Source organism: Lolliginicoccus lacisalsi, assembly GCF_014841105.1.
Taxonomy (GTDB): Bacteria; Actinomycetota; Actinomycetes; order Mycobacteriales; family Mycobacteriaceae; genus Lolliginicoccus; species Lolliginicoccus lacisalsi.
Genome location: NZ_JACYWE010000002.1, coordinates 168,687 through 189,031, shown reverse-complemented (window position 1 = coordinate 189,031; position 20,345 = coordinate 168,687). Strand labels below are relative to the sequence as shown.

Annotated in this window: 16 protein-coding genes and 1 tRNA gene; 10 read left to right on the top strand and 7 right to left on the bottom strand. The window is 68.3% G+C overall.

Annotated features, from left to right (window positions below; all coding sequences use genetic code 11):
- Positions 1-97 precede the first annotated feature (97 nt).
- The 3 genes from HT102_RS04360 to HT102_RS04350 are packed head-to-tail and all read left to right on the top strand — an operon-like array spanning position 98 to position 2,782.
- Positions 98-520 (top strand): TM2 domain-containing protein, encoded by a 423-nt coding sequence (locus HT102_RS04360; protein WP_192038189.1) that lies wholly within the window; start codon positions 98-100, stop codon positions 518-520.
- 10 nt (positions 521-530) lie between these two features.
- Complete coding sequence (locus HT102_RS04355) at positions 531-1,691, top strand: MFS transporter (protein ID WP_333473278.1); 1,161 nt, start codon at positions 531-533, stop codon at positions 1,689-1,691.
- A 47-nt stretch (positions 1,692-1,738) separates the two neighbouring features.
- Positions 1,739-2,782, top strand: a complete 1,044-nt coding sequence (locus HT102_RS04350; protein ID WP_192038188.1) for an ArsO family NAD(P)H-dependent flavin-containing monooxygenase — start codon at positions 1,739-1,741, stop codon at positions 2,780-2,782.
- Positions 2,783-3,037: 255 nt separating this feature from the next.
- Here the strand turns inward: HT102_RS04350 and HT102_RS04340 are convergent.
- The 5 genes from HT102_RS04340 to HT102_RS04320 all read right to left on the bottom strand — a co-directional run bounded on the left by HT102_RS04340 (position 3,038) and on the right by HT102_RS04320 (position 6,340).
- Positions 3,038-3,111: transfer RNA gene (locus HT102_RS04340), tRNA-Arg, on the bottom strand.
- Positions 3,112-3,178: 67 nt separating this feature from the next.
- Positions 3,179-4,441: a hypothetical protein gene (locus HT102_RS04335; protein ID WP_192038187.1), complete on the bottom strand. Its 1,263-nt coding sequence runs from the start codon at positions 4,439-4,441 to the stop codon at positions 3,179-3,181.
- Positions 4,438-5,028, bottom strand: coding sequence for a signal peptidase I (locus HT102_RS04330; protein ID WP_192038186.1), 591 nt, complete (start codon positions 5,026-5,028; stop codon positions 4,438-4,440). The genes HT102_RS04335 and HT102_RS04330 overlap by 4 nt, the downstream gene beginning before the upstream one ends.
- A gap of 28 nt (positions 5,029-5,056) precedes the next feature.
- A complete protein-coding gene (locus tag HT102_RS04325) occupies positions 5,057-5,677 on the bottom strand; it encodes a hypothetical protein (protein ID WP_192038185.1) in 621 nt (206 codons plus the stop codon).
- 3 nt (positions 5,678-5,680) lie between these two features.
- The gene (locus tag HT102_RS04320; protein WP_192038184.1) at positions 5,681-6,340 is read right to left on the bottom strand and encodes a SipW-dependent-type signal peptide-containing protein; all 660 of its coding nucleotides are present in this window, start codon (positions 6,338-6,340) and stop codon (positions 5,681-5,683) included.
- Positions 6,341-6,522: 182 nt separating this feature from the next.
- On the opposite strand from HT102_RS04320, the gene HT102_RS04315 reads away from it, so the two are divergent.
- From HT102_RS04315 to HT102_RS04285, 7 genes are all read left to right on the top strand, one after another.
- A complete protein-coding gene (locus HT102_RS04315) occupies positions 6,523-8,565 on the top strand; it encodes a cytochrome c oxidase assembly protein (RefSeq protein ID WP_192038183.1) in 2,043 nt (680 codons plus the stop codon).
- A gap of 412 nt (positions 8,566-8,977) precedes the next feature.
- Positions 8,978-9,487: a single-stranded DNA-binding protein gene (locus HT102_RS04310; protein ID WP_192038182.1), complete on the top strand. Its 510-nt coding sequence runs from the start codon at positions 8,978-8,980 to the stop codon at positions 9,485-9,487.
- A 194-nt stretch (positions 9,488-9,681) separates the two neighbouring features.
- Positions 9,682-11,358, top strand: coding sequence for an energy-dependent translational throttle protein EttA (ettA, locus tag HT102_RS04305; protein WP_192038181.1), 1,677 nt, complete (start codon positions 9,682-9,684; stop codon positions 11,356-11,358).
- Positions 11,359-11,362: 4 nt separating this feature from the next.
- A complete protein-coding gene (locus HT102_RS04300; RefSeq protein ID WP_192038180.1) occupies positions 11,363-11,779 on the top strand; it encodes an acyl-CoA thioesterase in 417 nt (138 codons plus the stop codon).
- A gap of 105 nt (positions 11,780-11,884) precedes the next feature.
- A complete protein-coding gene (locus HT102_RS04295) occupies positions 11,885-16,906 on the top strand; it encodes an NAD-glutamate dehydrogenase (protein WP_192038179.1) in 5,022 nt (1,673 codons plus the stop codon).
- A gap of 80 nt (positions 16,907-16,986) precedes the next feature.
- On the top strand, positions 16,987-17,382 hold the full coding sequence (locus tag HT102_RS04290) for an acyl-CoA thioesterase (protein ID WP_333473303.1): 396 nt from the start codon (positions 16,987-16,989) through the stop codon (positions 17,380-17,382).
- Between the two features lie 10 nt (positions 17,383-17,392).
- Complete coding sequence (locus tag HT102_RS04285; protein ID WP_192038178.1) at positions 17,393-18,040, top strand: hypothetical protein; 648 nt, start codon at positions 17,393-17,395, stop codon at positions 18,038-18,040.
- 177 nt (positions 18,041-18,217) lie between these two features.
- Here the strand turns inward: HT102_RS04285 and HT102_RS04280 are convergent, their stop codons facing one another.
- Positions 18,218-19,798 carry a glycoside hydrolase family 13 protein gene (locus HT102_RS04280; RefSeq protein ID WP_225443216.1) on the bottom strand — a complete coding sequence of 527 codons (1,581 nt, stop codon included), beginning with the start codon at positions 19,796-19,798 and terminating at the stop codon, positions 18,218-18,220.
- A gap of 135 nt (positions 19,799-19,933) precedes the next feature.
- The gene (locus HT102_RS04275) at positions 19,934-20,332 is read right to left on the bottom strand and encodes a globin (protein WP_192038176.1); all 399 of its coding nucleotides are present in this window, start codon (positions 20,330-20,332) and stop codon (positions 19,934-19,936) included.
- Positions 20,333-20,345: the final 13 nt, after the last annotated feature.

Genomic DNA, 20,345 nt, shown 5'->3' with positions numbered 1-20,345 from the left:
CGGCCGATATAGCGTGCAACGTCGTGCCCACGCTCGATCCCACGAGGCCGGCATCCGCTCCGCAGCCCCTTGCGACCGACGAAAGGCCAGCGCGCCCATGACCACGCCACCTCCGCAGCACCCGCACCCAGGCCAGTACCCGTACCCCAGCCAGTACCCGTACTCCGGCCAGGGCCAGTACGGCGCGCCGGGCAACCCGATGAGGGGCCCGATGATGGGCGACCCCTACGCGCCGTTCGGCCGCGACCCCATGACTGGCGAGCCGCTGTCGAGCAAGTCCAAGATCGTTGCCGGCATCCTGCAGATCTTCCTTGGCGTATTCGGCATCGGGCGCTTCTACATCGGCTCCAACACCATTGGCCTGCTGCAGATCGCCACCTGGTGCCTCGGCCTGATCAGCGTTCCCGTTTTCGGCCTTGGCCTCGTCATCTGGTTCTTCCTCGGCATCTGGGCGTTCATCGACGGCATCGTCCTCATGGTCAGCCGCACCCGCGACGGGAACGGCTACCTCCTGCGCTAGCGTTGCCCGCGTGGAGACCAGGAAGCACGGCACCGGCCTCGCCGCGCTGCTGCTGATGACGGCGCTCGCCTTCGGCGGGCACGCCATCCTGTTTCCCACCGTGCCCCTGTGGGTCGTCGAGAACGGCGCCAGCACCGTCGGCGCCGGCGCCGTCAACGCCGTGCTCATGCTGTTCACCGTGCTCACCCAGCTCGCCATGCCCACCGCGCTCCGGCGGCTCGGCTGGCCACCCACCCTCGTGCTCGGTGTCCTGCTCCTCGGCGTGCCGTCCATGCTGCAACTCCTCGCCCAGGACCTCGGCACCGCGCTCGCGCTCGCAGCGCTGCGCGGAATCGGCTTTGGCATCATCACCGTCTGCGGCGCCACCGCCGTCGCCGAGCTCGCCGATCCCGCCCGCCGCGGAGCCGCCATCGGCGCCTACGGGTTCGCGATCGCCGCGCCCCAGTTCGTGCTCACGCCCGCCGCGCCCTGGGCCGCGCAGAACCTCGGATACGGCTTGGTCTTCCTCGCCGGCGCCTGCCCCATCCTCGCGGTCGTCCCCGCCCTCCGCCTCGGCCGGGCCGTCCACGCCGCCATCGACAAACGCGTCGCGACCAGCACCACGCCCGCCGCGCGCCCCGCGCTGCGCGAAACCCTCCGGCGGCTGCTCGCGCCGATGCTGATCCTGCTCGGCGTCACCGCGGCAGGCGGGGCGCTGCTCACCTTCACCCCGCAGATGACAACCTCCGTCACCGCCGCGCTGCTCGGCCTGCTCGCGCTGACCGGCATCGCCGCCATCAGCCGCTGGTGGTTCGGCATCCTCGCCGATCGTCATGGCACCCGCCCCTACCGCGCGCCCCTGATCGCCCTCACCCTCGCCGGGCTGCTCCTCGCCGCGTGGGCCGTCACCACGCCCACCAGCACGCGAGCGCTCGCGCTCATCATCGGCCTCGCCCTCATCGGCATCGCCTACGGGGGGCTGCAGAACCTGACTCTCATCGACTCCTTCGCCGCCGTCGGCCCCCGCCACTACAGCACTGCCAGCACGACCTGGAACATCGGGTTCGACGCAGGCACCGGGCTCGGCGCGATCACCACTGGATACCTCGCTGCGCAGCACGGGTTTCCCCTCGCGCTGCTCGCGCTCGCCGCCATCGCGCTCGCCACCGTGCCGCTCGCGCTGCGTCGCTGACGACGGAATAGCCTGGAGTGCGCGCAATCCCGGCAGGAGGCCCCTGGATGGAACCCAGCACCACCGGCGTCCTCGTCATCGGCGGGGGACAGGCCGGGCTCGCGGCGGGCTACTACCTGCGCCGCGCACAGGTTCCCTTCGTCATTCTCGATGCCAGCACCGGACCGGGCGGAGCCTGGCCACGCACCTGGCCGTCGCTGCGCCTGTTCTCCCCAGCGGATTACGCCAGGCTGCCGGGCTGGCCCATGCCGCCATGGCACGACGGATTTCCCCCGGCCAGCCACGTCGTCGACTACCTCGCCCGGTACGAGGAGCGCTACCAGCTTCCCATCGAGCGCCCCACCTACGTCCGCTCCGTCACCGCTGGAGCAGACGGACTGATCGTCGGCACCACTCGCGGAGAATGGCACGCCCAGCACGTCATCAGCGCCACCGGCACCTGGACCCACCCCTTCTGGCCCGCCTACCCCGGCGCGCGCGCCTACCGGGGCCGGCAGCTCCACACCGTCCACTACCGGGCACCTGACGAGTTCACCGGTCAGCACGTGCTCGTCGTCGGCGGAGGCAACTCCGGAGCGCAGATCGTCGCCGAGCTATCCGCGATCACCAGGACAACCTGGGCCACCCACCGGCCGCCGCGATACCTGCCCGACGACGTAGACGGACGGGTCCTCTTCCAGCTCGCTACCCGCCGAGCCATCGCGCTCGAATCCGGGCAACCAGACCCCGGCGGGATCTCCGGGCTCGGCGATATCGTCATGGTCCCCGAGGTCCGCGCCGCTCGCGACCGCGGCGACCTGCGCCCGCAACCGATGTTCGACGCCCTCACCCGCGACGGAGCGCGCTGGGGCACCACCGAGACTCCCGTCGACGCCATCATCTGGTCCACCGGGTTCCGCCCAGCCCTCGATCATCTCCGGCCCCTTCGGCTGCGCGAGCACGATGGCACCATCACCATGACCGGGACGCGCGCCGCCCGCGAGCCCCGGCTTCACCTGCTCGGATACGGGGACTGGACGGGCCCGGGCTCCGCCACCATCCTCGGTGTGGGCAGGACTGCCCGCGCTAGCGTCGCGAGCATCGTGGGCTAGTCCCAGGTTGGCTCGTCGGCTGGTTCGTCGGTCGGCTCCCGGGCCGGTTCGTCGGTCGGTTCGTCGGTCGGCTCCCGGGCCGGTTCGTCGGTCGGCCGGTCTGGGGCAGGCCGGAAGTGTTACCGAATGCACCCTCGGAAGCGCCCAGAAGGGTGCGAAACCGCACACTTGCGGATCGAGCGGCTGGGAAGCGAGCCTCCAGGGCCTCCAGAGTCGGCGGGAGTGGCCCGAGGGTGCCCGGACCTGCCCGGTGAGCGCCCCCGGCAGGACTCGAACCTGCGACCTAGGGATTAGAAGGCCCTTGCTCTATCCACCTGAGCTACGGAGGCGTGCGTTGTTAGGCGCGTTGGCAGTGTAGCGGATCGCTGCCGGGGCCCCTCGGGGCCAGGCCACGGCTCATTCGAGGGCCTCGCTGGTGGTGGGCGTGGAGGTTGTCTCGGGGCTCGTCACCGGGGCCGTTGTGGTGGATTCCGCGGGTGCCGGAGCGCTTGTCGTCCCCGGTGGCTCGGGTGGCGGGGGAGCGGTCGACGTGGTGGGTTCCCGCGCTGGCGCGGTGGTTGTGGGTGGTGCCGGTGCGATTGTTGTGGTGGGGATCCTCGTCTCGGTGATCGTGGTGTCGTTCCCGGTTGCCGCCTCGGGTGATGGCTCGCTGGTCGCCTCGGTGGTGGCTGGTTCGTCGTCTCGTGCGAGCGGTTCCTCCTGCGGCTGCTCGGTCGCCAACGGATCGGCCTCCAACGCTTCGGCTTCCAGAGCTTCGGCTTCCAGCGCCTCGGCTTCCAGTGCCTCTGCCTCTGCCTCTGCCCGCGCGGCATCGATGTCGGCGGGCTGGCTGCGCATGCCGATGGCGGCCGGGGCTGGCCCGGAGAGGGAGCATTCGGAGCGACCGAGCACGGTATCGATGGTGGCGAGGGTGACCAGCGCCAAGGATCGGACCTCGACGTAGAGGCGGGCCTCGGACACTGCGACGCCATTGGTCGTATCGAGGTGGGTGGTGGTCTCCACCTGGCCGCTGATGTTGGCGGCTGTGAGAGCGACGTAGTTGAAGTTGAATGTGGTGGGAGTGCCGGGGGTGGGCATGGGGTATGAGTTGTATGCACCGAGAGCGGTGCGGCGCAGTTGTACCGTTCCGGTCGGCGCGCTCGTGGTCGTCCCTGCGGGGTCGAGGGCGCAAGTGGTCCTGGTGGTGATGGGACTGGAGAGGCGGATCAGGGTATCGATCGTGAGCAGTCCAGCGACGGCGAGGTTGAAGTTATAGCTGTTGAGCGTGCTCGTCGAGTCAGTATCGGATGGTGGCGGCGTCGCGCAGTTGCTGTGCGGGCCGCCGGTGCCGACGGCGTAGGCGGCGCAAGTGTTGGCATCGCCGTTGAGGGAGAACAGCAGCCCCGTGTTGCTGAAGCCGCCACCCGCGGTGCTCTGCCCTGGAGGGTCCTCGTCCCGGAACGAGGTGGACCCATTGACGCTGGTGCCGCTGACAACCGTGTTCCCGGCGGTGCCGCGGGCGTATCCCGAGGTGGGCCAGGCGCCGGCAGTGACCTCGCCGAGCGCATCGACCTGATCAGTGAATGCCGCATCGGTCGGGGTGACGATCCCGGCGGCGGCAGGGAAGGCAAGCGCGAGCACGCCCACGGTGGCGAGCGCGAGGCGAGCGCGAGGCATCATGCCGAGGTTCCAGTGGTGGTCGGTACTGCGGGGGTGGTGCCCTCGCCGTCAGCATCATCGTCGGTGTATTCGCGGAGGGGCCAGAACGCCCAGCCGACGAGCAGCGCCGCGAGGATCGTGATGAGCCCCATCACGCGGGGATCGGAGAGCCGCACAACGACGTGCGCGAGCCCCGGGAAGCTGGTCACCATCTCCCGCACGGTGCTGACGCGGTAGATCGCGGGATCAGGCTGGGGGTTGGCGTCGCCCTGCATGGTCAGGTGGGTGGTGCCATCCGGCCCAGGTTCCATTCCGATGACGCGGTGGGTAACGGGGAGCCTGCCGCGGCCACGGTCCACGGTGACGATGTCGCCGACCTCCACACTGGTGGCGGGAACCTCGCGGACCACGGCGAGGGAGCCCTGGGGAATGGTGGGGTTCATCGAGCCGGTCTTGAACATGATGAGGGAGATGTTGAAGACGACCGCAATGATGACGAGGACGATGCAGACCAGTCCCGAGACGGCGAGCAGGTTGAGCAGTGACTCGCGCACGAGGTGGCCGATGCGCGCGGGGATGCTGCGCCGGGTGGCGCTGCGTGAGGACATGATGTGTTTCCCGGGTGTCGGTGGGTGGCTAGCTTATGGAGCTGGCGGTGAGCGGCCAGCGGGCCAGGGCGGTGGTGCCGGGCAGGGCAGGGTTGGTCCAGTTGGGCGTCGTGTCCGGCAGGTGCAGCTCGAAGCAGTAGTGCCTCGCTGTTCCCGGTGAGGCTGTGGCCGCGTCGAGGGCGATCGCCTCGGGGGCGGATCCGGTGCCGAGGGTGGCGCGAACGCTGCTGGCCCCGACCAAGTAGCTCGCGCCCGCGGTGAACGCGCTCGCGTCGCATGTGTTGGTCTCGACGACGCGGTAGCGCAGGGCGTCGAATATTGCGGTCGCGCCTTCGCTGGTGGCTCCGCCCAGGGTGGCGAGCGCGCCCAGCGAGCCGGATTCGGTGCGCACGCTCAGTGGCGCGTAGCGCGTATCGCCTGGCCGGACTCCTGCGGCGGCAACGGTGAACGCGAGGATGTCCTCGTCCTGGTACCAGGTGGCGCCGTTGTCGGTGCTGGCCTCGATGCCGAACGAGCCCACACCGAAGGTTCCCGTGGTGAAGGTCGCATCGCTCCACGACGCCAGCGTGAGAGTGGCACCGGTGCCGAGGACGATGCCTGCTGCGGCGACGACGCGGCCGCGCCGCAGCAGGGTATCGCGTGGTGCCATGGATCAGCTGACGGGCTCGGAGTAGAACTCCCACAGCACGGTGGCAGTCGAGTTGGGCGGCACGCTGGTCATGTCGACCGTCGCGGGAAGGGTGACGGCGAAGCAGAGGTCGAGAATGGTGGAGTCATTGGGCAGCGTGAACGCGGGGCTCCCGGGGACGGTGCCGGCACCAGTATCGAGGGTGACAGGGGTCGCGTCCGAGCCCACGAGTGGGCTGCCCGCGGAGAGGTCGCCGTTCTCGCAGCTTGCTACGGGGACGTCGGTGTAGACGGTATAGCGGAGCTCGTCGGCGAGGAGGCTCGCGGCCCAGGTGCCGCCGCGCAGCTCGACATCCGCGTCGTAGCTGTTGCGGGCGGGGTCGACCCGGAGCGAGACGGGAGCGTGGACGGTATCGCCGGGCGCGAGGTTCTCGGCGATCAATGGGAGCTGGAGGATGCCCGGAGCCAGTTCGTCGTCGTATTCCTGGAAGCCCGAACCGTCGTGCACGTCGCCCTGGATGTTGAAGTCGCCGACCGCGAAGTCGCCCTGGACGAAGACGGAGTCATTCCAGGCCGCGAGGGTGACGGTCGCGCCGACGCCGAGGACGACGCCGCCCGCGAGGACTGCGCGGATCTTGCGCTTGCGGTCCGCGGCGCGCGCGGGGGAGGTCTGGGTGGATGTCATGGGCTGCTTCCTGGTTCGTGAGGCACACGTGTGATGTGTGTCGGGCGCGGGTCCTATTGTGAACTATCACACGGTTCGTCCCATTCATTACATATTGTGGACAAATATTCGCAATTCGTTGTCACGAAGATCTCGCTCCTGGCGTTTCAGCACGAGGGCCACTCGCCCGTACCCTGTGAGGCATGGCCTCCGCACCGTCCACCGCGTCGCCACTGGGCGCCGATGACGATCAGAAACCCCCGGCGATCGCGTCCCCGCGCGCCGGGCTCGCCACTGTGGCGCTCGGTGCCCTCGGGCTCGCCGCGCTCGTCGCGATGGCGCTCGGTGGACTCTCCGCGACCGAGGCGCTAGCCCAGCTCGGACTGCCCGATCCCGGCATCGTCACCCGCTACGGGCTGCCCGCGATGCAGGCGATCGCGATCGTCTCCGGGGTCGCCGCCGTCGGAGCCGCGCTGCATGCGGCATTCCTCGCCGCGCCGCAGGCCAACGGCCTCGTCGATGTGGCCGGCTACCGCTCCCTGCGGATCGCCTCCGGTGCCGCCGCGCTGCAAGCCGCCAGTGCATTCGTCCTGGTCCCGCTCGTCCTGTCCGACACCACGGGCCAGCCGTTCCGGGTCGCGCTCCAGCCAGGCAACCTGTGGCCCAGCATCCCGCTGGTGGAATCCGCGCTCGCGTGGGCGTGGACCGGTATCCTCGCCGCAGCAGTCGCGCTCGGCGCGCGGATCGTGCTGCGCTGGGGCTGGACCCCGCTCGTGCTCGCGGGCGCGCTGCTGGCACTCATGCCGCTCGTCGTCACCGGGCACTCCTCATCCGGCGGCAGCCATGACATCGCCACCAACAGCTTCTTCTGGCACGTCGTCGGATCTGCCGTCTGGCTCGGCGGACTGTTCGCGCTGCTCGTCCACGCCTGGTTCAAGGGCGCTCATCTCGACGTGGCGGTGCGGCGCTACTCCTGGATCGCCGGCATCGCCTTCCTCGCCGTCGGGGTATCCGGTGTCATCAATGCGCTGGTTCGCGTGGCCCCAGGCGACGTGTTCACCACAACCTACGGATGGCTCCTCGTCGCCAAGGCGATCATGCTCGGCATCCTCGGAGCCTTCGGGTACATGCAGCGCCGCCGCGTCGTCGATCGCCTTGCCACCGATCCGCGCGCACGCGGGCCGTTCGTGAGCCTCGCCGCGATCGAAGTGCTGCTTCTTGCCGCCACCGTCGGCCTGGGTGTCGGGCTTGCTCGCACCCCGCCACCCGCGCCGAGCAGCATCCCGAGCTTCCAGGAGGTCGCCCTCGGCTACCAGCTCGAGCAAGGGCCATCACTGTGGGTCTTCCTCACCCAGTGGCGCTTCGACCTGATATTCGGCACCGCCGCCATCGTTCTCGCCACCCTCTACATCCTCGGCGTGCGACGGCTCTCCGGGCGCGGCGACGCCTGGCCGATCGGCCGCACCATAGCCTGGCTCTCCGGCTGCGCGGCACTGCTGCTCGCCACCTCCTCCGGCATGGGCAAGTACTCCCACGCGATGTTCAGCGTCCACATGAGCTCCCACATGATCCTGTCCATGCTGGTGCCCACCCTCCTTGCGCTCGGAGGCCCCGTGACGCTCGCGCTGCGCGCCCTCCCGCCAGCCGGCCGCGGGGGAGTGCCCGGGCCGCGTGAATGGATCGTCGCCGGCGTGCACAGCCCCGTCTCGCGAGCCCTCACGCAGCCGATCGTCGCGGCGGTGCTGTTCGTCTCCAGCTTCTACATCCTCTACTTCGGCGGCATCTTCAGCGCCGCCGCGGACAGCCACACCGCGCACGTGCTGATGAACGTGCACTTCCTCCTCACCGGATACCTCTTCTATTGGGTCATCATCGGCGTCGACCCCTCACCGCACCCCTTGCAGCCCTTCGGCAAGCTGGCATTGCTGTGGGCGACGCTGCCGTTCCACGCGTTCTTCGGCATCGCGCTGATGAACATGGACACGGTAATGGGCCGCGACTTCTACCAGCAGCTCGCGCTGCCATGGGTGCCCGACCTGCTCGACGACCAAGCCATCGGCGGGAGCATCGCCTGGGGCACTGGCGAGATCCCCATCGTGATCGTCATGCTCGCGCTGCTCGTGCAATGGTCCGCTAGTGATCGCCGGGTAGCGCGCCGCGTCGATCGCGCCGCGGACAAGGATGACGACGCTGATCTCGCTGCCTACAACGCCATGCTCGCCGAGCTCGCCAGGCGGGAGCGCTAGGAACGGTTGCGCCCGGGTGGTTTGGCCCGCGGGTGGTTTGGACCGCCGGTGGCGCGGGTGGCGCCCTCGCGGGAGTGGAAACTTTGCCCGCGTGAGGGAGGAAAAGTTTCCACTCGCGCGCGACCGATGGCGACCGCCCGCCCTGTCCCGGCCCGCCCGCGCTCGACCGGTGGCGACCGCCCGCCCTGCCCCGGCCCGCCCGCGCGCGACCGATGGCGACTGCCCGCCCTGTCCCGGCCCACTCGCGCGCGCTTCACCACGGTGCGGCGGTCGCACGTACCCCCGCCCCAGTTATCCACAGGGCCCGGCTTATCCACAGATCCGCTTGAGCAGTGGATCGGCCGGACCGTCCCCGCGACGCTAGTACTGCCTGCTGACCGCCAGCGGGCAGGAACTCATCCAGGGAGCACTCATGTACGAATGCAGCACCACAGTCATCGGCACGGTCATCACTCCCGTTGCGCCGCGCACCGTGAACTCACGTGGTGACCGGGTCGCCGGATTCACCGTCGTCTCCACCTCGCGCGTCTACGACCGGGCCAGCAGCGAATGGCGTGACGGCACCAAGCTGTTCGTGCGCGTCAACTGCTGGAACCGGTCCGCCACCAACGTCGCAGGTGCCGTGGCCAAGGGCGATCCGGTGATCGTGCATGGCGATCTCTACAGCAGTACCTATACCGACAAGGATGGTGTCGAGCGCTCCGCACTGGAGATGCGGGCCCGCGCCATCGGGGTCGATCTCGCCCGCCATGCTCCTGCTGCCACCGCTGACGTCGATGCGCCGGACGCGGGCGTCGCGGTCGAGGACAGCGACGAGACGAGCTTCCTCGCGACAGATGTGCCTACCGGGCACGAGCAAGCCAACACCGCTGGGGACGATTCTCCCGAACTGGACGGTGCCAGCGAGCCTGTGGCGGCGTAGGGTCGGGCACCGGAGTCGCGCGGTGTGAGCCTGGAGGCCATCTGCGCTAACCTTCAACGCGAGGGTTTCCACCCCTGGTGGCCACCGCGCGATGCGGCTCGCCCGCCGGAAACTGGCAGCTTTGCGCCTGCCTCACGCCGGCGTCGGCGCGTGCATCCTCAAGAACGCAAACATGTCGAAGTCGAGAGGTAACTGTGGCTGAGTTCATCTACACCATGAAGCGCGTGCGGAAGGCGCACGGTGACAAGGTCATCCTGGATGACGTCACCCTGGCGTTCCTGCCCGGAGCGAAGATTGGTGTCGTCGGCCCCAACGGTGCCGGCAAGTCCAGCGTGCTCAAGATCATGGCGGGACTTGATCAGCCCAGCAACGGCGACGCGTTCATCGCTCCGGGCAAGACCGTGGGGATCCTGCAGCAGGAGCCACCGCTCAACGAGGAGAAGACCGTTCGGCAGAACGTCGAGGAGGGCCTCGGCGAGCTCAAGGTCAAGCTTGACCGGTTCAACGAGATCGCTGAGCTCATGGCCACCGATTACTCCGATGAGCTGATGGAGGAAATGGGCAAGCTCCAGGAGGAGCTCGACCATGCCGACGCCTGGGACATCGAGTCGCAGCTCGAGCAGGCGATGGACGCGCTTCGTTGCCCGCCGCCGGACGAGCCCGTCACCCAGCTCTCCGGTGGCGAGCGCCGCCGCGTCGCGCTGTGCAAGCTGCTGCTGAGCAAGCCTGACCTGCTGCTCCTTGACGAGCCCACCAACCACCTTGATGCGGAGAGCGTGCTCTGGCTCGAGCAGCACCTCGCGAGCTATGCCGGCGCGGTCCTGGCCGTGACACACGACCGGTACTTCCTCGACCACGTCGCTGAGTGGATCCTTGAGCTCGAGCGTGGCAAGGCGCACGGCTACGAGGGCAACTACTCCACCTACCTGGAGAAGAAGGCCGAGCGGCTTGAGGTCCAGGGCAAGAAGGACCAGAAGCTGCAGAAGCGGCTCAAGGATGAGCTCGCATGGGTCCGTTCGGGCGCGAAGGCCCGCCAGGCCAAGAGCAAGTCCCGCCTCGCGCGCTACGAGGAGATGGCCGCCGAGGCCGAGAAGTCGCGCAAGCTCGACATGGAGGAGATCCAGATCCCGGCCGGGCCCCGGCTCGGCAGCGTGGTCGTCGAGGTCAAGAACCTCGACAAGGGCTACGGCGACCGCATGCTCATCAAGGATCTCTCCTTCACCCTGCCTCGCAACGGCATTGTTGGTGTCATCGGCCCCAACGGTGTCGGCAAGACCACGCTGTTCAAGACGATCATTGGCCTCGAGGAAGCGGACTCCGGCGTCGTCAAGATCGGTGACACGGTCAAGCTCAGCTACGTCGACCAGCACCGCGGCGGCATCGACCCCAAGAAGACCGTCTGGCAGATCGTCTCCGAGGGGCTCGACTTCATCCACGTCGGCAACACCGAGATGCCCTCCCGCGCCTACGTCAGCGCGTTCGGGTTCAAGGGGCCCGACCAGCAGAAGCCCGCAGGCGTGCTGTCCGGTGGCGAGCGCAACCGCCTCAACCTTGCCCTGACCCTCAAGCAGGGCGGCAACCTCATCCTGCTCGATGAGCCCACCAATGACCTCGACGTCGAGACCCTCGGCTCGCTGGAGAACGCTCTCGAGCAGTTCCCCGGCTGCGCGGTGGTCATTTCCCACGATCGCTGGTTCCTCGATCGCACCTGCACCCACATCCTCGCGTGGGAAGGGGATGAGACCAATGAGGCCAAGTGGTTCTGGTTCGAGGGCAACTTCGAGGCCTACGAGGCGAACAAGATCGAGCGCATGGGGCCCGAAGCGGCGCGCCCCCACCGAGTAACCCACCGCAAGCTGACAAGGGACTAGGGGCATGGCTGAAGCGATCGCGCCCTACGCCACCACCGTCGAGATCCGGTGGGGCGACTCCGACATGCTTGGGCACGTCAATAACACCAAGTTCATCGAGTACGCCCAGGAAGCGCGCGTTCGCTTCATCGGCGAGGAGTTCTCGGAGGGCTTCGGTCCTGAGCGGGCCATCGTCGTCCGTCGCATGGAAGCCGATTTCGAGCGGCCCCTGTTCACCGAGTCGGGGCCGCTCACCGTCGAGCTTGCTGTCGTTGCGATCGGACGCAGCTCGTTCACCATTCGTCACACTATGTTCGATAGCCAGGGCAAGCGCGCCGGATCGGTCGATGCGATCCTCGTCGCGTTCGACGCCACGACGAACTCATCGCGGCCGCTCGCCGACACCGAACGTGCAGCACTTACGAAGTATCACGCCACCTAGCCGCGAAATGTTCGCCCCCCGGTGAACTTTGCTCAAGTGTGCCCATAACTTGGTCACGCCTAATAGCCTCGTGGCAGATGGTGCTGCGTCAGGAGGCAAAAGGCAATGAGTGATTCCCGCGTACACGCCACGGCAAACACTGCCCTCGACACCGAGCCGGAGACAGGATCACAGCCAGTGGAACCGGACACCAGCGCGGACGGCGACCTGACCCGGCTCTACCGCACCTACTACCGGCAGGATGCGATCCCCGCGACCACAGCGGACACCGCCCGGCAGAAGCCCAGCGAAGCCTCGGGAGCTCACCAGCAGCGCGCCTACGACCTGCTCGCCAAGCATCGGGACCTCGCCGCCCGCCGCGACCCTGGTGCTCCAGCCGTCGCCATCTGGGCCGAGGGCAACGGCCAACCCAATGGCAGCGCTTCCACCCGATCAGTGCTGCAGATCGTCACCGATGACGTGCCCTACCTCGTTGAATCAGTCACCGCGCTGCTCGGCGGAGTAGGCATCAGCGTCGAGCAGATCGTGCATCCCGTGCTTATCGTGCGGCGTGACGGCGACGGCAACCTCCTCGAGGTCCTCGCCGATCGCACCACCTTCACCAAGCCTGACGACGCCATCGCCGAGTCCTGGATGCATCTACAGCTTTCCGGGACGCAGCGCCAGGTGCTCGACCAGATCGCCCACCGCATCCGCGAGCTGCTCAGCGACGTCCGCCAGGTCGTCTCGGACACCCCCACGATGCGCAGCACGCTCGCGGACATCGCGACCGAGCTCGAATCGGGCCGCGGCACCGGGCCCGCGCCAAGCTCCGAGGCCAACGAGGCAGCCGGGCTGCTCCGGTGGCTCGCGGCGGGCAACTTCCGCGTCCTCGGTTACCGCCGCTACGAGACGGGCGCCGCGGATGGCCAGCACCTCAGCATGGTGCCCGGTAGCGGGCTCGGCGTGCTGCGCTCCCCGGAGATGACCGATCTTCGGTTCCGGCTCTACTCCGACGAGTCGGAGGCCCAGCGGATCCTGGTGTTCGCCCAGGGGCAGGCGCCGGCGATGTCCCTGCGCGTGGTCTACCCGTTCTTCGTGTGCGTGCGCATTTTCGCGGACGACGGCACGATCACGGGGGAGCACCGCTTCCTCGGTATCTTCACCGTCACGGGTCTCCACGAGAATGTTCTTGACGTGCCCGTCCTTGCCTCGCGCGTGCACGAGGTCCTGCGCAACGCCGGGCATTCGCTCGATTCCTTCACCGGCCAATCGATGCTGGAGATCATCCAGTCCTACCCGCGCACCGAGCTCTTCACGGTCGACGTCGATACGCTGCATCGCACCGTCACCGAGGTCGTGGCGATCGGGCTGAGCCGGGAGCTTCGCCTGTTCCTGCGCGCGGATCCCAACGGCCGGTTCGTCTCCGCGCTCGTCTATATGCCGCGCGATCGCTACCGCACTGGTGTGCGACACGCCATGCAGGACATCCTGCGCGCTGAGTTCGCCGGCTCCAGCGTGGACTACACCGCCCGCGTCACCGAATCCGTGGTCGCGCAGGTGCATTTCACTATTCGCATTCCCGACGGCTGGAGCGCCAGCACCGCCCCCGACGTGTCCGAGGAAGCCCGCGAGCGTCTCCAGCAAACGCTCAGCGAGGCCACCCGCAGCTGGGAGGACCACCTCGCCGACGAGGTCGCGCACCGCGAGCCCACCGCCCCCACCACCCAGGCGAACCGGTTCGCGGGAGCCTTCCCGCAGGCTTACAAGGAGGACTTCGCTCCCTCGCGGGCCATCGCGGACCTGCGCCGCATCGAGGCGCTCGGTGAAGGCGATATCGACCTAGCGCTGTATCGCAAGCGCGATGCCGAGCCGGGCCGCTGGCAGCTCTCCCTCTACCTCACCGGTGACGGGGTCTCGCTCAGCCGAATCCTGCCGGTGCTGCAATCGATGGGCGTCGAGGTGCTCGACGAGCGGCCCTACCACCTTGATCGTCTCGACGGCGAGCCGAGCTGGATCTACGACTTCAGCCTGCTCGTCCATCCCGAGACCCGGCAGAGCGAATCTGTCATGGAGCTCGCCCAGACCCTGCCCACCATGCCTGTTGGCACTATCAACGAGCCGCACGTGGGCGGCGACCTCGAGAAGCGCTTCACCGACGCGTTCATCGCCATCTGGAACGGTCTCGCCGAGGCCGACCGGTTCAACGAGCTGATCCTGCGCGCGGGGCTCGACTGGCGGCAAGCCGCGATGCTGCGCGCCTACGCGCGCTACCTGCGGCAGATCACCTTCCCGTACAGCCAGGCGCACATCGAAGAGGTCTTGCTCGAGAACGCCCCCACCGCGGCCGTGCTCGTCGAGCTGTTCGAGGCCACGTTCGACCCGGTCAACCATTCCAAGTCGCGGGCAGAGGAGCTCAGCAAGGACGTCAACGCCCGGCTCGACAAGGTCGTCAGCCTCGATGCCGACCGCATCCTGCGTGCCTACCTGCGCCTCATGCAAGCCACCCTGCGCACCAACTACTTCGTCGGCGCCCGGCCCGGAATCGACACGATGGTGCCCAAGCATCGCTACCGCGAGGTGCTGTCGTTCAAGTTCGACCCGCGCAACGTCCCGGAGATCCCCAAGCCACGGCCCCGCTTCGAGATCTTCGTCTACGCCCCGCACATCGAGGGCGTGCACCTGCGATTCGGCGAGGTCGCCCGTGGTGGCCTGCGCTGGTCGGATCGCCGCGAGGACTTCCGCACCGAGGTCCTCGGCCTCGCCAAGGCGCAGGCAGTGAAGAACGCCGTCATCGTGCCCGTGGGCGCCAAGGGCGGGTTCGTCGTCAAGAAGCCGCCCGTGCCCACCGGCGACCCGGGCGCCGACCGCGAGGCATTCCGCGCCGAGGGGATCCGTTGCTACCGGCTCTTCATCTCCGGTCTCCTCGACATCACTGACAACCTTGACCAGGTCACCGAAGCCACCCTCTCTCCCAGCGACGTGGTGCGCCGCGACAAGGACGACTCCTATCTCGTGGTCGCGGCGGACAAGGGCACCGCCACGTTCTCCGACATCGCGAACGAGGTTGCGGGCATCTACAACTTCTGGCTTGGCGATGCCTTTGCCTCCGGCGGCTCCGCCGGCTACGACCACAAGGTCATGGGCATCACCGCGCGCGGAGCGTGGGAATCCGTCAAGCGACACTTCCGCGAGATCGGTGTGGACACGCAAACGCAGGACTTCACCGTCGTCGGCATCGGCGACATGAGTGGCGATGTATTCGGCAACGGCATGCTGCTCAGCGAGCACATCCGACTCCTCGCCGCCTTCGACCACCGGCACATCTTCATCGATCCCAGCCCGGACACCGCCACCTCCTACCAGGAGCGGCGCCGCATGTTCGACCTCCCGCGCTCGTCCTGGGAGGACTACAACAAGGACCTCATCAGCGAAGGGGGCGGGGTCTGGCCCCGTAGCGTCAAGTCCATCCCCGTCAGCGAGCAGATGCGCTCCGCGCTCGGGCTGCCCGCGCACCAGTCCAGCATGTCGCCGCCCGAACTGATGAAGGCGATCCTCCTCGCGCCTGCCGACCTGCTCTGGAACGGCGGCATCGGTACCTACATCAAGTCCTCCGCGGAAACCCACGGCGATGTCGGCGACAAGGCCAACGACAACATCCGCGTCAATGGAGCGGACCTGCGCGTCAAGGCCGTCGGCGAAGGCGGCAACCTCGGCCTCACCCAGAAGGGACGCATCGAGTTCGCCCGCAACGGCGGCAAGGTCAACTCCGACGCCCTCGACAACTCCGCCGGAGTCGACTGCTCCGACCACGAGGTCAATATCAAGATCCTTCTCGAGTCGCTCATCAGCACCGGCGCCCTCGAGCCCGAGGACCGCAACGACCTGCTCGCCTCCATGACCGAGGAGGTGGCCGAGCTCGTGCTGTACGACAACCGCATGCAGAACGAGCTCATGGGCACCAGCCGTGCCAACGCCGCGCAGCTCCTCAGCGTGCATTCCCGGCAGATCGCCGACCTCGCCGCCAACCGCGGCCTCGACCGCGAGATCGAGGCACTGCCCGAGGACGAGGCCATCAACGAGCGCATGCAGAACAACGAGGGGCTCTCCTCCCCGGAGCTCTCCACCCTCCTCGCGCACGTCAAGCTCGCCATCAAGGATGACCTGATGGCCAGCGATCTCCCGGACAATGAGGTATTCGCCACGCGGCTGCCGGCCTATTTCCCCACGGCGCTGAGCGAGAACCACTACCAGGCCATCCGCAAGCACCCCCTGAGCCGCGAGATCGTAACGACCATGCTCGCCAACCAGGCGATCGACAATGGCGGAATCACCTTCACGTTCCGCCTCGCCGAGGATGCTGGCGCCACGACCACCGACTCGATCCGGGCATTCGCCGCCGTCACCGAGATCTTCGGGCTCCGCGAGCTGTGGGAGGAGATCCGCCACGCCGACATGCCCACGCAGGCATCCGATCAGCTCATGCTGGGAAGCCGGAGGCTGCTCGACCGGGCATCGCGCTGGCTGCTCGCCAATCGGCCCCAGCCCATCGCCGTGGGGGCCGAGATCAACCGATTCGCCATCAGTGTGCGGGAGCTCGGGCCCAAGGTCCCCGACTGGCTGCACGGCAACGATGCCAAGTTCCTCAAGATGCGCGTAGACGAAGCTGTTGGGATCGGCGCCCCGCGCGACCTCGCCACCCGCGTCCACGGCCTGCTCCACGAGTACTGCCTGCTCGACATCGTCGAGGTCGCCGACCTCGCGGAGCGGGAACTCGGCGAGGTCGCCGAGCTGTACTACACCCTCACCGCGCACCTGGGCATCGACACCCTCCACGGGGCCGTCTCCCGACTCGCCCGCGGCGACCGCTGGCACGCGCTCGCCCGCCTCGCCCTCCGCGACGACCTGTATGGTTCAACCCGAGCGCTCTGCCTCGACGTCCTCGACTATGGGGAACCGGATGAGAGTGCCGAGGAAAAGATCGACGAATGGGAACTGTCCAATGCGTCCCGCCTCGAGCGGGCACGGTCATCGCTCACCCAGATCGCGAACTCCGGCACCCTTGACCTCGCCACCTTGTCGGTCGCGGCACGCCAGATACGCAGCATGGTCTATTCACGCAGCCTGAGATCGGAGGCCGGAAGGTGACATCCGCGGGGGAGCCCCACGCCACACCAGCATCACGTGAAGAAGGCACCCCCGCGACGGACACTACCTACCGGGCCTTCGTGCCCGTCCGCTGGTCCGATATGGATGTCTTCCAGCACATCAACCATGCCCGCATGGTCACCCTCCTCGAGGAAGCCCGCATTCCTTGGCTGCTCACCCCGGACCGGCCCACCGCGGCGCTCGGGGCAGGGGCCGTCGTCGTCGACATGCACGTCCGCTACCGCGGGCAGCTCCGGCATAGTGATGGGCCCCTCACCGTCGACATGTGGGTCGACCGGCTCCGCAGCGCCGACTGGACCATCGGCTACGAAGTGCGCGCCCGTGACGCCAACATCGCCACACCGCCAGCGGTCACGGCCACGATCCAGCTCGCGGCCTTCGACATCGACACCCAGCGGCTCCGGCGCCTCACCGCGGCCGAGCGCGACTACCTGCAGCACTACGTGCGGAGCTGATCCACCAACCATGACCGGCGAGAGACAAATCCTCATTGGCAGCCCCTCCGCGACCGCTGACCTCGGCACGTTCCTCACCCGAGCGCTCCGCCTCGACGACGCGGCTGTCGTGCGGATCACCAACCGCGGCCCCAAGCACTTCACCATCTGGTCCCGGACCGGGTTCGACGTGCTCGCCGCCCGCACCATCCCCGGCCGCAGCACGCCCGCCGACCTCGTTGCCGCCGCCGAGCACCTCCTGCACAACCTCCGCGGCGCCCACGGCCTCACCGTAGACCCCGGCTACAGCCTCGACTCCGCCTGGCAAGGAGCCCTCCCGCCCCATGACGGGTTCACCCACATCGACGACATCCCCGCCAGCCGCATCATTGCCCTCGCCGAGCAGGGCCAAGCCGTAGCGCGCGAGCATGGCAGCAGCCAGGGCCCGCCCGTTTCCCTGCTCGATCAGGAAGTCATCACCGTCACCGACGGCGCGGACGTCACAGCGGCCATCACCATGCGGAGCGTGTTCGCTGTCGCTGGGATGGGCTTCGTGCCGCGCGCGCCCAGCGAGGACGAGCGTGTCCGCGTGCGCCACCACCCCGCCTGGACCCGTATCGACGCGCGCTATGGCAGCATCTACGCCCGCCGCGCCTCGATGCCCCTGTTCACCCGCTAGCCCGCCCCGCTCTCGATCGCCCGCGCGCGGGGCTGGGTTGCCACGCCGACCCCGCAAGAGTGCGAAAAACGACAGCTTCCGTGAAGAATGCGGTCGTTTTTCGCGCACCCGCGGCTGGGCGCCAACACACCCGCGGCTGGGCGCCGACGCACTCGCGGCTGGGCGCCCACACACCCGCTAGGCAATCACCCACACGGTCGTATCCGGTGGCACGGCACCATCCGCGAGGGGGCTGCTGGCCGCCGCGATCCGTCCCTCCGGCGCCGCGACGGGCTGCGATCCGAGGTTCATCATGCAGAGCACCCGGCCGCGCCGGAACTGCAACACAGCGCCGGGGCCGTCGAGCCATTCGATGGCGTGCCTCGTGTCGCGCAGCAACTCGTGGCGCATGCGGATGGCGTGCCGGCAGCGGGTGAGGAACGAGCCAGGGTCCGAGCTCTGCGCCTTGACGGTGAGGCCGGTCCAGTCCGCGGGCATCGGCAGCCAAGTATCGCGGGCGCCGCTGAATCCGTAGGGCGGCTCGGTGCCCCACCAGGGCAGCGGGATCCTGGCTCCATCGCGTCCTCGGTCGGTGTGGCCGGATCGTTCCCACACGGGGTCCTGGAGGGCCTCGTCGGGGAGGTCGTCGACGTTGGGGAGGCCGAGCTCGGCGCCGTTGTAGAGGAACACGACCCCGGGCAGCGCTAGCTCGAGCATCAGGGCCGCGGCCGCGCGGTTGGAGCCGCGCTCGTGGTCGCCGCTGCCGTAGCGGGTGACCTCGCGCGGGACATCGTGGTTCGACAGTGTCCACGTCGGCGGTGCCGGGGTGCCCTGCACCGCGTCGAGCGAGCGGTCGATGGCGCTGCGGAGCTCGTCGGGCTTGTACTTGGCCTCGAGAAGCTGGAAGTTGAACCCGAGGTGCAGCTCCCCATCGGAGACGTAGCGGGCGAAGCGTCGCGGATCGCGCACCCAGATCTCGCCGATGAGCACCCGGTCCTCGTACTCGTCGATCACTGCGCGCAGGCGGCGGTGGAGGTCGTGAACGTCGTCGTGGTCGAAGCGGGCATCGCCGTCGCCGTTGTAGAGCGGTGTCATGGTTGTCGGGTCGCCGTCGGGGAGCCCCTCGGGCTTGGCCATGCCGTGGGCCACATCGATGCGGAAGCCGTCCACGCCGCGATCGAGCCAGAACCGCATGGTCGTCGCTAGGTCATCGAGGACTTCTGGGTTGGTCCAGTCGAGGTCAGGCTGCTCGGGCGCGAACAGGTGAAGGTACCATTCGCCGGGGCTGCCGTCGGGCTCGGTGATCCGTGTCCATGCTGGTCCGCCGAACACGCTTGCCCAGTTGTTCGGTGGCTCGGACCCCTCGGGGCCCTTGCCGCGCCGGAACAGGTAGCGAGCCCGCGCTGGGCTGCCCGGTCCGGACCGCAGGGCTTCCTCGAACCAGGGGTGCTCGCTGCTGGTGTGGTTCGGCACGAGGTCCATGAGGACGCGCAGGCCGTGCTCGTGCGCGTCCTCGAGCAGCGCGTCCATCTCGGCGAGGTCCCCGAACACTGGATCGATATCGCGGGGGTCGGATACGTCGTAGCCGTGGTCGATCATGGGGGAGCGCATTACTGGGCAGAGCCACACCGCGTCGATCCCGAGGGCCTTGATGTAGCCGAGCCGGGACCGCACGCCACCGAGATCGCCGATGCCGTCGTCATCGCTGTCGGCGAATGATCGTGGGTAGATCTGGTAGATCACCGCATCCTGCCACCACGAGCGCGCGTTGGCCGTCATCATTCCATGGTGCCAGCCCCGCCGCGCGGGGGTAGTGGTTCCGCCGAGGTCGTCGGCCTCCGACCGCCAGTACCGCGCCTCGGCGCCCAGGCCGACAACATGGGCTTGATGGCGGGAAGCCGCGCGCGCAGTGACCTAGAAGGCGCTATTGACCATGGAGTGCGCGGCCATCTCCATGTATTGCGTCAGCTCGCGCCGGTGCTCCTCATCGAGGGTCTCGGAGTCGATGGAGGCGATCGCGATGTGCATGCAGCGCAGCCAGGCGTCGCGCGGAACGGGTCCGATCACGAAGGGCATGTGCCGCATGCGCAGGCGGGGATGTCCCCGCTCGTCGGAGTAGTCGCGTGGTCCGCCCCAGTACTGCTCGAGGAACATGCGGAACCTGCGCTCGGCGGGGCCCAGGTCCTCCTCGGGGTACATGGGGCGCAGGATCTCATCGCGTGCGACCTCCTCGTAGAAGCGCCCGACGAGCTTGCGGAAGGTCTCCGCGCCGCCGACTTCCTCGTAGAAGGTCCGGTAAGGGGTCTCGTTCATGGCCATTGCCCTC

Coding starts and splice junctions, on each gene's coding strand:
- HT102_RS04350 (WP_192038188.1), top strand. CDS start 1,739: ATGGAACCCAGCACCACCGGCGTCCTCGTCATCGGCGGGGGACAGGCC.
- HT102_RS04295 (WP_192038179.1), top strand. CDS start 11,885: ATGAGTGATTCCCGCGTACACGCCACGGCAAACACTGCCCTCGACACC.
- HT102_RS04275 (WP_192038176.1), bottom strand. CDS start 20,332: ATGAACGAGACCCCTTACCGGACCTTCTACGAGGAAGTCGGCGGCGCG.
- HT102_RS04325 (WP_192038185.1), bottom strand. CDS start 5,677: ATGGCACCACGCGATACCCTGCTGCGGCGCGGCCGCGTCGTCGCCGCA.
- HT102_RS04285 (WP_192038178.1), top strand. CDS start 17,393: ATGACCGGCGAGAGACAAATCCTCATTGGCAGCCCCTCCGCGACCGCT.
- HT102_RS04360 (WP_192038189.1), top strand. CDS start 98: ATGACCACGCCACCTCCGCAGCACCCGCACCCAGGCCAGTACCCGTAC.
- HT102_RS04300 (WP_192038180.1), top strand. CDS start 11,363: ATGGCTGAAGCGATCGCGCCCTACGCCACCACCGTCGAGATCCGGTGG.
- HT102_RS04315 (WP_192038183.1), top strand. CDS start 6,523: ATGGCCTCCGCACCGTCCACCGCGTCGCCACTGGGCGCCGATGACGAT.
- HT102_RS04310 (WP_192038182.1), top strand. CDS start 8,978: ATGTACGAATGCAGCACCACAGTCATCGGCACGGTCATCACTCCCGTT.
- HT102_RS04335 (WP_192038187.1), bottom strand. CDS start 4,441: ATGATGCCTCGCGCTCGCCTCGCGCTCGCCACCGTGGGCGTGCTCGCG.
- HT102_RS04330 (WP_192038186.1), bottom strand. CDS start 5,028: ATGTCCTCACGCAGCGCCACCCGGCGCAGCATCCCCGCGCGCATCGGC.
- HT102_RS04280 (WP_225443216.1), bottom strand. CDS start 19,798: ATGACGGCCAACGCGCGCTCGTGGTGGCAGGATGCGGTGATCTACCAG.
- HT102_RS04320 (WP_192038184.1), bottom strand. CDS start 6,340: ATGACATCCACCCAGACCTCCCCCGCGCGCGCCGCGGACCGCAAGCGC.